We start from the raw sequence: 13,038 nt of genomic DNA, 5'->3' as shown, positions 1-13,038 counted from the left end.
GAATTAAAAATATTATCTCATTTAACCCTCTTGTTTTTGGGTATAGAGAACTAAGTACTTGTGTGTAGTATACTGCTTTAAAAAATGTATAGAAAGAATTTATTCTCCAAGTTTAAAATTCACCACTACAAATCCTACCTGTTGGTTAGGCGCATTGGTATCCAAATTCCACTTATGTAAAAAGGCTGTTTTCTTTGCGGGCTCCAACAAACAAGGATGGTTATTGGTAGTCCCTTTCATTCCTGGCACTGCACTTACCACATTACCGTTTTTATCGACTATAATTTTCACTACTACCCTACCTTCTTCGTTGCACTCCTGTACCACCTTGCCCTTATTGACCAAGGACCTACCACTGAGACCATAACCTGCCGATCCACTACCCGTGCCTGGGGCTCCGTAATAACTGGTAGCATACGGATCTCCGTCTTGTCTCCCTTTGTCACCGGCCCGTTTATCGTCTCCTTCGCCACCGGCTGTAGTTCCTTCGGCCTTATTAATACCTCCTATCAAGGCATCGAGCTTGCTCTTTTTAGCCTCTTGTTCCTTTTTTAATTTTTCTTCTGCAGCCTTTTTTTCTTGGGCCAGCTTTTCGGCCTGGGCCTTTGCCTTATTAACTGCTTCCTCGGCTTTTCGTTTCTCTTCTTGCTGTTGTTTTATAAGCACAGACTCCTCATTTTCTTGCGTCAACAGTTTTTCCGTAGGGGCATCTTTCGCTATCTTTTCTTCAGGAATTTTTTCTACTACCTTTTCTACTTTCGTTTCTTGAACGGCAGTTTCTTTTGGCGGTGTATTTACAGGTTCGGATTTTATCTTTTCTTTAGGCTGCACCCTTCCACTTCCAAATTCGGTAGTTCCAAAATTAATAGAAATACCCTTTTCTATCGGTGGGTCCATATAACTGAGTCCCACATAAAAAAGCAATAGCAACAGCACACTTAACAACAAAGTTGTAAGGGTAAAGGATTTTTTCTTGTAAGGGGTATCTAATAATGACATTAGTTAGGTCGCACGGCCAAAATTACTTTATAATTATTCCTATTAGCAATATCCATAACATTCACGGCCTCTTTTAATGCTATACTCTCCGATGCTCTTAGAATAATGGTAGGTTTCTCTTGTCCTTTTAGTGCCTTTTTTAATTCTATTTCTAAATATTCTCCATTTATCTTATCCTTATTGACAAAATACTCCAATTTCTCGTTAATACTTACCGATACATTTTGTGTATTGGTCGATTTCCCCTTTGCTTTTGGCAACAATAGATCTAAAGCGTTGGGAGAATTGGAGGTCAACATAAAAAAAACAAGCAACAAGAATACAATGTCGGTCATAGACGACATGCTAAAATCTGGGCTAACCTTATTTCTTCCTTTTAGTTTCATATTATATCCACTATAGCGGTTCGTTCAACAAGTCCAAAAACTCCACTGCAGTAGCTTCCATTTTGTGAATTACCTTATCTGTTCTATTTACCAAATGGTTATACCCTATATACGCAATAATACCGACTACAAGACCAGCCACCGTAGTTGTCATGGCCGTATAAATACCCGATGCCAGTAACCCCATCTCTGCCTGACCACCACTGGAGGCCATTTCATGGAAAGCCAAAATCATACCAATAACGGTTCCTAAAAATCCAATCATAGGGGCAGCACCGGCTACGGTTGCTAAAACACTAACGTTTTTCTCTAGTTTATACACCTCCAAGGTACCGGCATTTTCTATAGCCGTATTAATATCGTCTAAAGGCTTCCCTATTCTAGAAACTCCCTTGGCCGTTAACCTCGCCACTGGCGAATCGGTCTGAGCGCATAACAATTTTGCCGCCTCTAGCTTTCCATTAGTAATATGATCTCGTATTTGGTTCATAAAATTGCTATCGATCTGAGAGGCCGCCTTGATGGCAAAAATCCGTTCAAAATAAATATACAACGCCACAAAGAGCATTACAAACAATACGGTGATGATCAGAATACTTCCTGTTCCACCATTAACTATTAAATCAATTACCGAAAGTGTCTTTTCTTCAGACAGTACTTCCTCAATACCTGCCTCCTGAGTGAGGCCTTGAAACAATAACATATATTTACTTTATTAAAGTTGCCTTATTAACGGTTTTACCCGATTTATATTATGTGTTTAACACAAATTTTCTAATGAGCACAAAAGCAAGGGAACCCGCCAAAAAACGGCAAAAACCAACCATGCCAATTCCTTAAGATATTAGAAAATATCTATTTTTACATTCTTGTTAATACCACCCCAACAGCAGAACCAACAATCAACATTACACCTCTTATTCCTGCTTAAGAAGCACTGAAATCCCAAACAGCAACATCCACTCCTTCAGACAGCATTTCCCTTCTTGCCAACACCAAAGGTACATTATCTATCACTGCGGAACCAATACCTAAAAACAAAAAAGTTTCTACGATTATCGAATACTAAATTAACTGCTTGAGTGCTATTTCAAAGCCTGTTTTACTAATATTACGTTTGGTACTATTATTTTTATAAATATTCAATAATGCCTCTCTTATCGTTTGAGAAGTATCGTTAAAAATTTTTTCATCGTCCATGGCAACCCTTCCTTCCATAAAATAGGCAAAGACACGTGCCATTCCACAATTCGAAATAAAATCGGGAATCAAACTCAGCCTTTCGTCGGTATATTCCATAATAGGCCCAAAGAATATTTCCTTATCCGCAAACGGAACATTAGCGCCGCATGTTATAACTTCCAAACCTGTATCGATCATTTCAGAAACCTGTTCCTTGGTCACCAACCTAGAAGCCGCACATGGTGCAAATATTTCTGCAGGCAAACGCCATATTCTTTCATTTATTTCATTAAAAGGAATCAGATCCTTGGCTACAAGAGTATTCCCTTTTTTATTTAGGTAAAAGGTGGTGATTTCTTCAAAAGAAAACCCTTCTTCCTTAATTACGCCACCATCCCTATCGATAATCCCAACGATCTTAGCCCCCATTTGGGACAAATAAAAGGCCGCAGCAGCACCCACATTACCAAAACCTTGTACAATAGCACGCTTTCCTACCACAGAACCCGAGTGTATATCGTAAAAATGTTTCACGGCTTCGGCTACCCCAAAACCGGTAATCATATCGGCCACCGTATATTTTTTTTGGGTAGAAGGAGAATACTTATTACTCTCCAACACCTTTATAACTCCTAGTCTCAATTGACCGATCCTATTTATTTTATCGGCCTCTGTGGGCTTAAAATGTCCGTTAAAAACCCCCTCTTGCGGATGCCAAACCCCTGCATCTTCCGTAATAGGGATAACTTCGTGAATTTCATCGACATTTAAATCGCCTCCGGTTCCATAATAGCTTTTTAACAATGGGGCCACGGCATGATACCATCTTTTTAGAACACCGCTTTTACGAGGATCATTAGGATTGAAATTAATTCCAGATTTCGCCCCTCCAATCGGCGGGCCGGAAACCGTAAACTTCACCTCCATTGTTTTGGCCAAGGACAGGACCTCATTCATGTCCAACCCCTCTCGCATACGAGTACCTCCTCCTGCCGCACCGCCGCGAAGCGAATTTATGACGGTCCAACCCTCTGCTTCGGTTTCAGGATCCTTCCAATTAAAAACAATCTCAGGAGCCTTGTTCTCGTATATCTGAAGTAACTTTTTCATTGTAATGGTTTAATTATTTGATTATAATACAATTATAGGCAAAATTTCACTTGCCAGCTATTCTCGGAATTCATTGCTACTACCGAAGCTAATGTTGTCTCATAATTGTAATTTAATCTTCAATAAAAAAGGATTTCGACAAACAAATATATAAATATAGATTAGGATTTATAGTTTTTCTTAATCATAATTATTTCAATGTATACCCTTATATTTGATACAAACCACTTAAACTTTTATATACTATGAATTTTTCCCTAACAGAAGAACAACTAATGATACGCCAAGCCGCAAGGGATTTTGCCCAAAACGAACTACTCCCTGGAGTTATCGAAAGAGATGACGCCCAAAAATTTCCAACCGAAGAGGTGAGGAAAATGGGGGAATTAGGGTTCCTTGGGATGATGGTTGATCCTAAATACGGCGGCAGTGGACTAGACACTATATCCTATGTAATAGTTATGGAAGAGCTCTCCAAGGTAGATGCTTCCGCTTCTGTTATTGTATCTGTCAATAATTCATTGGTATGTTGGGGACTGGAACATTTTGCTTCAGAAGCCCAAAAGGAAAAATATTTAATCCCTTTGGCCAGCGGTAAGAGTATAGGGGCGTTTTGTCTTTCGGAACCCGAGGCCGGCAGTGATGCCACCTCACAAAAAACCACTGCCTTGGACAAAGGCGATCATTATATCGTAAACGGTACCAAGAACTGGATTACCAACGGCAATTCTGCCGAGACATACCTTGTAATAGCACAAACCGATATTTCTAAAGGCCACAAAGGAATAAATGCCCTTATAATGACCAAGGATATGCCCGGGTTTGAAATAGGGCCTAAAGAAAACAAACTCGGAATACGCGGAAGCGATACCCATTCGTTAATTTTTAATGATGTAAAGGTCCCTAAAGAAAATAGGATAGGCGAAGATGGTTTCGGATTTAAGTTTGCGATGAAAACTTTAGCGGGCGGAAGAATTGGGATTGCCGCCCAAGCGCTCGGAATAGCTGCCGGTGCCTATGAATTGGCTAAAAAATACTCAAAAGAACGAAAAGCTTTTGGTACGGAAATTATGAACCATCAAGCGATCGCCTTTAAACTTGCCGATATGCATACCCAAATCGAAGCAGCACGCCAGTTGGTATACAAAGCCGCTTGGGACAAAGATCAGGGCAATGATTACGACCTCTCTGGAGCCATGGCTAAACTATACGCTTCACAAGTAGCGATGGATACCGCTACAGAAGCAGTACAAATTCATGGCGGAAATGGCTTTGTTAAAGATTACCACGTAGAACGTCATATGAGAGATGCCAAAATTACCCAGATATACGAAGGTACTTCAGAGATTCAAAAAATTGTCATCTCGAGAAGTATCTTAAAAAATTAGCATTGAACATACCGCTATAAATTTATAACCCAAATTCAGGAGTGGCGATTCATTTACCCATGGCTGCTCCTTAATGTCGGGAAGCAAACTTTTAATTCCCCATAAAACTGAATGAGGACAAACTATAAAAGAGCGAACACCTCTCTTAACGAAATCTTAAATTATCATAATCATAATATATGAGCTCAAAAATCTAATATATGCATTTTAGGTAAGCTATAATTGAAAACGCTGAATTTTTTATACGGTTTACGCGTATACACTGATTTTAATTCATGAAATTCCGTATTTTTGAAGAAATACGTTAATCTATGATGCTGAAAAAACAAGGGTTATACCTACCGGAATTTGAACATGATAACTGTGGAGCAGGATTTATATGTAGCCTAAAAGGTAAAAAGTCTAACGATATTATCCATAAGGCTTTAGAGATATTAGAAAAATTAGAACACAGGGGAGCAGTCAGTTCTGACGGTAAAACTGGAGATGGAGCTGGAATTCTAATTGACATTCCTCATGCCTTTTTTCAGGAGGTTTGCGACTTTGAGCTTCCTGAACCTGGCGAATATGCTGTTGGAAATATATTTTTGCCACAGAAGGAAAACCAAAGAAATTACTGTATAGATGTTTTTGAAGAAAACATTAAAAAACAAGGCTTAAAATTATTAGGCTGGAGAGACGTTCCTGTAAACCGATCCGTACCAGGAAGGATTGCAACAGAAACAGAACCTTTTGTAAAGCAATTATTCGTAGCCAAAGAAAATAGCGATCAGGATTTTTTTAATTTTAACCTAAAATTATTTATTGCTAGAAAAGTTACCGAACATACCGTCAACAGCTCAAAACTGTCTGAAAGCAAGTTCTTCTACGTTCCTAGTTTATCGACCAAAATAATTATTTTCAAAGGTCTTTTAATGCCCGAGGATATAAGTTTATACTACCAAGATCTTATGGATCCTAGAGTAGTTACCCGATTAGCCTTGGTTCATCAACGTTTTTCTACCAACACCTTCCCTACCTGGGATTTAGCACAGCCCTTCCGCTACATGTGCCATAATGGTGAAATAAACACCCTTAGAGGAAATGTCAGCAGAATGCTTTCTAGACAGGAATTAATGGAAAGTGAACTGTTTGGTGATGAAATAAAAAATATACTCCCTATCATCCTTCCAGGAAAATCGGATTCAGCTACTATGGATATGGTGGTAGAACTATTATTGATGACAGGAAGATCGCTTCCTGAAGTGATGATGATATTGGTTCCTGAAGCTTGGGAAAAAAACGAGGAGATGTCCGAAGCCAAGAGAGCTTTTTACGAATACAACTCTTGTATGATGGAGCCTTGGGATGGTCCGGCTTCTATCCCTTTTACGGACGGAAATTATATTGGTGCAGTATTGGACAGAAACGGCCTAAGACCTTCTAGATACTCCGTTACAAAAGATGGATACGTAATTATGTCGTCTGAAGTAGGAGTGGTTCAACTAGAACCAGAGAACATCGAAATGCACGGTAGACTGGAACCAGGAAAAATGTTCTTGGTAAATATGGAAGAAGGCCGTATTGTCAATGATGAGGAAATCAAGGAAGAAATAGCTCACCGACACCCATACAAACAGTGGTTAGACAAAAACTTGGTACATCTAAAAGATATACCTTATAATGACTGTCCTTTATTTTTAAACGAGGAAAGCGTACAAAAGCGGAAAGCTATTTTTGGATATACCCAAGAAGATATCAATACTATCATTCTTCCGATGGGAAAAACTGCCAAGGAACCTCTAGGTTCTATGGGATCGGATACCCCTATCGCTATATTATCAGAGCGTCCTCAATTAATCTATAATTATTTTAAGCAACTCTTTGCTCAAGTTACCAATCCACCATTGGACGGTATTCGCGAAGAGCTTATTACCGATATTAGCTTAACCCTGGGAAGTGATCAAAATATTTTTGAACAATCTGAATATCACTGTAAAAAATTAAAGATCCAAAATCCTGTTATTTCCAAGGAGGATTTGGACAAGATAAAAAATTACGACGCAAGTCCAGATTATAAGGTTGTCTCTATTCCTATGCTATACGAAATAGAAAAGGGACATAACGGATTGGAAAATGCCTTGGAATCACTTTTAGAGCAGGCCGAAAAAGCCATCGACGAAGGCACCAACATCATTATACTATCCGACAGGAATGTAAATCTTCAAAACGCACCTATTCCCGCCTTACTAGCCTGTTCTTTTGTTAATAGTGGTTTACAGCGATTGGGAAAAAGATCTAAACTAAGTATCATCATAGAATCTGCTGAACCTAGAGAGGTTCACCATTTTGCCTTATTGTTCGGATTTGGGGCCAGTGCCATTAACCCTTATATGGTGAATGAAATTATCGCCGAACAAATTTCTGCCCTCGATATTACGGAATATACCTTTGAAGAAGCCATTAAGAACTACAACAAAGCAGTAGGTAAAGGAATTCTTAAGATCATGAATAAAATAGGTATTTCTACCCTTAATTCTTATAGGGGGTCCCAGTTATTCGAATGTATCGGAATCAATACCAAAACCGTAGATAAATATTTCCCGAACACTCCTACCAGAATACAAGGAATTGGTTTGTACGAAATTGAGAAAGAAATCGCAAAAAGACACCATAAAGCCTTTAAAACACAAGAAGTTGCCGCTAGCCTAGATTTAGAAATAGGCGGACAGTACCGCTGGAGAAGGGATGGGGAAAAACATTTATTCAACCCATTGAGCATCGCCAAACTACAAAAATCGGTAAGAAACAACGAACCAGAGTCTTATAAGGAATTTTCTCAAATGGTGAATGAGCAGACAAAAGACCTCATGACCATTCGAGGGTTGTTCGAATTTTCCAATTTTGATCCTATTCCATTGGAAGAGGTAGAACCGTGGACCGAAATAGTAAAACGCTTTAAAACTGGCGCCATGTCCTATGGTTCCATCAGTAAGGAGGCCCATGAGAATTTAGCGGTCGCCATGAACCGTATTGGCGGTAAGAGTAATTCTGGCGAAGGAGGAGAAGACGCCGAACGCTTTTACAAAAACCAAAGCGGCGACTGGAAAAACAGTGCCATAAAACAGGTAGCCTCTGGTAGGTTCGGAGTTACCTCCAACTATCTGACCAGTGCCAAAGAAATCCAAATTAAAATGGCCCAGGGAGCAAAACCTGGGGAAGGTGGACAATTACCGGGAGCAAAAGTAGATCCTGCAATCGCTAAAACAAGAAATTCTACACCTTATGTAGGATTAATTTCGCCCCCACCACATCATGATATTTATTCCATTGAAGATTTATCACAATTAATATACGATTTAAAATCGGCCAACAGAAAGGCCCGAATCAACGTCAAATTGGTTTCCGAAGTAGGTGTTGGTACCGTAGCCGCCGGTGTTTCTAAGGCAAAGGCCGATGTTATCTTAATCTCCGGACACGATGGAGGAACTGGAGCATCGCCGCTAACCTCCCTAAAACACGCAGGTTTGCCTTGGGAATTGGGAATCGCTGAAGCACAGCAAACCTTGGTGATGAACGACCTGAGAAATAGAGTGGTTCTAGAATGTGACGGACAATTAAAAACTGGTAGAGATGTAGCCATCGCTTGTTTGCTAGGGGCAGAAGAATTTGGATTTGCGACAGCTCCATTGGTAGCTTCCGGATGTATTATGATGCGCGTTTGTCATTTAAATACCTGTCCGGTCGGAATTGCAACACAGAATCCGGAATTAAGGAAAAAATTCAATGGAAAGCCCGAGCACGTAGTTAACTATATGTATTTCGTCGCCCAAGAACTTAGGGAAATCATGGCGCAATTAGGATTTAGGACCATCCAAGAAATGGTGGGACAAGTCCAAAAATTAGATCGTAAAAAAGCCTTGGAGCATTACAAAGCAGCCGGAATAGATTTAACCCCTATTTTACATGAAATAGACGTGCCTAAAGGTACCAAGTTTTACAATACACAAAAGCAACAACACGATATAGAGAAGTCAATTGAATTTGAAATCATTGAGAAAGCACATCCTGCCTTATTTAGAAAGGAAAAAACAAATTTAGATTTCCCTATTAAAAACACCGATAGAGCTGTTGGGGCAATTACCAGTAATGAAATTTCAAAAATTTACGGTGCCGAAGGTTTACCAGAAAACACTTTAAAACTTAATTTCACAGGTTCGGCCGGACAAAGTTTTGGAGCCTTTGCAACCAAAGGACTCACCATGGTTGTTAATGGAAATACCAATGACTACCTAGGAAAAGGTTTGTCGGGCGCCAAACTAATCATTAAGGTTCCTTATAAGTCTACCTTAAAACCAGAAGAAAATGTCATTACCGGGAATGTTACCCTTTACGGGGCCACCAACGGAGAGGCCTATATTAATGGTAAGGCCGGAGAAAGATTCTGTGTCAGAAACTCTGGAGCCAAAGCCGTTGTTGAAGGTATTGGCGATCACGGCTGTGAATATATGACTGGTGGTATCGCGGTTATCCTTGGAGAAGTAGGAAGAAACTTCGGTGCAGGAATGAGCGGTGGTATAGCCTATATTTTTGACGAGAAAAAGACCTTCCACAAAAATTGTAAGTCACCCGAGTTAAATTTATTGCCATTAGATGACGACAATGACATTGCGGAATTAAAAGGTCTTATTGAAAATCATTACAATGCCACACTAAGTCCAATAGCCCAACGCATATTGGAAAATTGGGAAGATTGCCTTACTAAGTTCGTAAAGGTATTCCCAGAAGAATACAAGCAGGCTTTAATCCGCCTAGAAAAAGAAAAACTAGAAACTATATAATCGAAATATGGGAAAGATAACAGGATTTTTGGAATTCGATAGAAAGGTAGAAGAATACGCTCCCGTGGAAGATAGGGTTAAACACTATAAGGAGTTTACCCTTCCTATGAAAGAAAAGGAACTTAAAGAGCAAGGTGCTCGTTGTATGGACTGCGGCATTCCTTTTTGTCATAGTGGTTGTCCATTGGGGAACCTGATCCCCGATTTTAACGACGCGGTTTACCGAGGAAAATGGGAAATGGCGGCGCAAATATTACATTCTACCAATAATTTTCCTGAATTTACAGGAAGGCTTTGTCCTGCACCCTGTGAGGAAGCTTGTGTATTGGGAATCAATGAAAACCCGGTCTCTATAGAAAATATAGAAAAAAATATAGCAGAAACTGCCTTTTCACAAGGATGGGTAAAAGCCCAATCACCAGTAAAAAGAACCGAGAAAACAGTAGCCGTTATAGGCTCTGGTCCAGCCGGACTTGCCACTGCCCAACAATTAAATAGGGCTGGTCATCTGGTAACCGTTTTTGAAAGAGATCAAAAAATAGGTGGACTTTTACGATATGGGATTCCTGATTTTAAGTTGGATAAATCGGTTATTGACAGAAGGCTTCGAATTTTAGAAGAAGAAGGCATCCAATTCAAAACAGGTGTAGAAGTAGGAACGGATATTTCTGCAGAAGACCTTAAAAAAGAATACGATGCGATTGTCCTTTGTGGAGGTGCAACGGTCCGAAGAAATTTACCGATTGAAGGCTCCGATTTAAAAGGTGTGGTACAAGCCATGGACTTTTTAAAACAAAACAATAAACGTGTCGATGGAATTACCGACTTGGGCGAAGAAATAAAAGCTACCGATAAAGATGTCATCGTTATTGGTGGTGGAGATACCGGATCGGATTGTATCGGAACCTCCATTAGACATGGCGCAACCTCGGTTACTAATTTTGAGATCATGCCCAAGGGAACCGTTGATCGCCCCGATGACCAACCATGGCCATTTTGGCCAATGCGCTTGCGCACCAGTACCTCGCACAAAGAAGGAGCTGAACGATTTTTTAGTATTTCAACCAAAAAATTTACAGGTGACAAAAACGGAAACTTAACCGGACTTGTTACCACTGAGGTAGAATGGATCATAGAAACCGGAAAACGTCCTAGGCTACAAGAAGTTCCAGGTACGGAAAAAGAATGGAAATGCGAATTGGCTCTGTTGGCCTTAGGATTTACAGGTTCAGAAATGACCGTTGCCGAGCAATTAGGCATTGAAGCAGACCCAAGAACCAACATACAGGCATCTGAAAGCGATTATAAAACCAATGTCCCTGGAGTATTTGCCGCAGGAGATCAGCGAAGAGGACAGTCCCTAATCGTTTGGGCCATTTCCGAAGGAAGACAAGCAGCCCATCACGTGGATGCATATTTAATGGGATCTTCTAATTTACCATTAAAAGGAGAAGGAGATTTGCCTAGGATTTAAGGTTCAAAACTTTCTATATATTTAAAGGGCTGTTCTTGTACAAGGACAGCCCTTTATTTTTAAAGAACACACAAAGCATTCAACTTATTTTAATCGTTAAGCCATTATTCGCAAAGACAATTGATTGCTCTTTTTAAGCTTATAAGCCTTTCAACGAAGTGCACTCTTCTAGTTCTATAGAGCTAGGCAATATCGGTATTTTAAGTAAAAACCCCTTAAAAGGTCATTAATAACCTTCAAATAAAGACATATTAGACAACTGACGCCCTTGAACTATCAAAAAAACCGACCTACAGAGATATGAAATGCTAAATATAAATAGGAACGATATACAATCGATCATCAGGATCGGCTAATACCTTATCTAGAAGCCTCTCCCATAAACCGTGGATTGCCAATATTCTTTTCCTTTTTTTCCTCTTTATATAGGCCTTCCTCTAGGTAGTTTCTAAAAGTATCATCCCAAGCCAAAATACTGAAATTATACTCTCCTAAATATTTCTTTGGCCCCTCCGTACTATGCTCCATTTTAAACTTTACCACCTGGCCATTACCGTCTAATAGATATTTTACAGGGATAGCCCTGTATTTCCCCTCTGTAATAGGTGCCATCAAAGTATTCGAAGTCCAATCTGTTCCTTTAAAAAGGTAATGATCAATATCATTACTTCCCATATCCTTTATTAAAACCTTTCCATCAAAATTTATATTTTTAATCAGTTCGTTACACCCATTATAAATATTTACGGCCAGCTGCTTTCGCTTCAAATCAACCAAAGCCATCACTTCCATGCTTTCGTACTCACCTTTAATATCTATGTACGTTCCCTTGGTTAAATACGTACAAATGGTTTCATCAGATTCGTCGCCAAAGCTATCTTTCAATTGTACCGTTCCCCATGTATCGTAATCTTCAATAGCATAATTAGCTTTGTAATTTTGCGCATTCGATAAAGTGATGAATAAAAGTAAAAGAAATACTATAAAGTTTTTAACCATGCTTGTTAATGTTCCTCCCAGCAACTATTTTCACTAGAAGCCAATGTTTTTCCTATTAATAATTTGTTGAGTCCAAAAATAATATTTTAAAGTTGTTTTTTCCTACTTTAAGTATTGTTTTTATGTGTTAATTAAACTATTCTCTTTGTAACAGATATAATCACCTTATTTTTAATTTAGTACATATTATACTTCTAAAGCATGCTGTGCTAATCCTCCGGGAAAGAATCTGAAAACATCCAAGGACCTGTGTTATATCTCGTAGCGGTTAGAAAAAGGCAATAGGTATTAGCTACTAAATAAAACTTTGGTCATATTACAAGGAAAGATATTTATAGGGAAGCAGCAATAGACCGTTTTGGGCGTTCCCTCCTTCGTCGGTCAGGCTTTCCGCTCTATCTTTTTTAAAGGTCCCGTGGCCCTCTAAAAAAGGATGCCGCTGCAATCCCTAACGCGAGGATTTCAGTTAACAGTTAACAATTAGCAATAAACAATGTGGAAAAAATAATCGGTGAACGGTGAACAGTAATCAGTACCTCCCCCGCATGTTGCGGGACTACCGGTCAATTTGACTTTTGGTTAATATTGAACAAATACATTTTTAGTCATATGATAGGGAAGTTCAAAGAGAAAAGAAAATAGAGGACCGCACAGCAGCATTTGGAGTAAGGGGCCAGCTG

8 protein-coding genes are annotated in these 13,038 nt (G+C 39.4%); 3 read left to right on the top strand and 5 right to left on the bottom strand.

What is annotated here, in order from left to right:
• Window positions 1–99: 99 nt before the first annotated feature.
• From BUA16_RS06085 to BUA16_RS06070, 4 genes are all read right to left on the bottom strand, one after another.
• Entirely contained in the window at window positions 100–999 is a 900-nt protein-coding gene (locus BUA16_RS06085; protein WP_072763828.1) for an energy transducer TonB, read from the bottom strand.
• On the bottom strand, window positions 999–1,385 hold the full coding sequence (locus BUA16_RS06080) for an ExbD/TolR family protein (protein ID WP_072763827.1): 387 nt from the start codon (window positions 1,383–1,385) through the stop codon (window positions 999–1,001). Before BUA16_RS06080 ends, BUA16_RS06085 begins: the two co-directional genes overlap by 1 nt.
• A gap of 10 nt (window positions 1,386–1,395) precedes the next feature.
• Window positions 1,396–2,088 carry a MotA/TolQ/ExbB proton channel family protein gene (locus tag BUA16_RS06075; protein WP_072763826.1) on the bottom strand — a complete coding sequence of 231 codons (693 nt, stop codon included), beginning with the start codon at window positions 2,086–2,088 and terminating at the stop codon, window positions 1,396–1,398.
• A 362-nt stretch (window positions 2,089–2,450) separates the two neighbouring features.
• Entirely contained in the window at window positions 2,451–3,677 is a 1,227-nt protein-coding gene (locus BUA16_RS06070; protein ID WP_072763824.1) for a Glu/Leu/Phe/Val dehydrogenase dimerization domain-containing protein, read from the bottom strand.
• 245 nt (window positions 3,678–3,922) lie between these two features.
• On the opposite strand from BUA16_RS06070, the gene BUA16_RS06065 reads away from it, so the two are divergent.
• From BUA16_RS06065 to BUA16_RS06055, 3 genes are all read left to right on the top strand, one after another.
• The gene (locus BUA16_RS06065; protein WP_072763823.1) at window positions 3,923–5,065 is read left to right on the top strand and encodes an acyl-CoA dehydrogenase; all 1,143 of its coding nucleotides are present in this window, start codon (window positions 3,923–3,925) and stop codon (window positions 5,063–5,065) included.
• A gap of 311 nt (window positions 5,066–5,376) precedes the next feature.
• Window positions 5,377–9,885, top strand: coding sequence for a glutamate synthase large subunit (gene gltB, locus BUA16_RS06060; protein WP_072763821.1), 4,509 nt, complete (start codon window positions 5,377–5,379; stop codon window positions 9,883–9,885).
• Between the two features lie 7 nt (window positions 9,886–9,892).
• Window positions 9,893–11,359 carry a glutamate synthase subunit beta gene (locus BUA16_RS06055; RefSeq protein ID WP_072763820.1) on the top strand — a complete coding sequence of 489 codons (1,467 nt, stop codon included), beginning with the start codon at window positions 9,893–9,895 and terminating at the stop codon, window positions 11,357–11,359.
• Between the two features lie 360 nt (window positions 11,360–11,719).
• Here BUA16_RS06055 and BUA16_RS06050 read toward each other — a convergent pair whose 3' ends face one another.
• Window positions 11,720–12,358: a hypothetical protein gene (locus tag BUA16_RS06050; protein WP_072763818.1), complete on the bottom strand. Its 639-nt coding sequence runs from the start codon at window positions 12,356–12,358 to the stop codon at window positions 11,720–11,722.
• Window positions 12,359–13,038 lie beyond the last annotated feature (680 nt).

Source organism: Arenibacter nanhaiticus, from assembly GCF_900141935.1.
GTDB classification, from domain to species: domain Bacteria; phylum Bacteroidota; class Bacteroidia; order Flavobacteriales; family Flavobacteriaceae; genus Arenibacter; species Arenibacter nanhaiticus.
This window is presented reverse-complemented; position numbering and strand designations above follow the sequence as displayed.

Excerpts from the sequence above, each read along its gene's own strand:
- BUA16_RS06085 (WP_072763828.1), bottom strand. The coding sequence starts at position 999 with ATGTCATTATTAGATACCCCTTACAAGAAAAAATCCTTTACCCTTACA.
- BUA16_RS06080 (WP_072763827.1), bottom strand. The coding sequence starts at position 1,385 with ATGAAACTAAAAGGAAGAAATAAGGTTAGCCCAGATTTTAGCATGTCG.
- BUA16_RS06075 (WP_072763826.1), bottom strand. The coding sequence starts at position 2,088 with ATGTTATTGTTTCAAGGCCTCACTCAGGAGGCAGGTATTGAGGAAGTA.
- BUA16_RS06070 (WP_072763824.1), bottom strand. The coding sequence starts at position 3,677 with ATGAAAAAGTTACTTCAGATATACGAGAACAAGGCTCCTGAGATTGTT.
- BUA16_RS06065 (WP_072763823.1), top strand. The coding sequence starts at position 3,923 with ATGAATTTTTCCCTAACAGAAGAACAACTAATGATACGCCAAGCCGCA.
- gltB (WP_072763821.1), top strand. The coding sequence starts at position 5,377 with ATGATGCTGAAAAAACAAGGGTTATACCTACCGGAATTTGAACATGAT.
- BUA16_RS06055 (WP_072763820.1), top strand. The coding sequence starts at position 9,893 with ATGGGAAAGATAACAGGATTTTTGGAATTCGATAGAAAGGTAGAAGAA.
- BUA16_RS06050 (WP_072763818.1), bottom strand. The coding sequence starts at position 12,358 with ATGGTTAAAAACTTTATAGTATTTCTTTTACTTTTATTCATCACTTTA.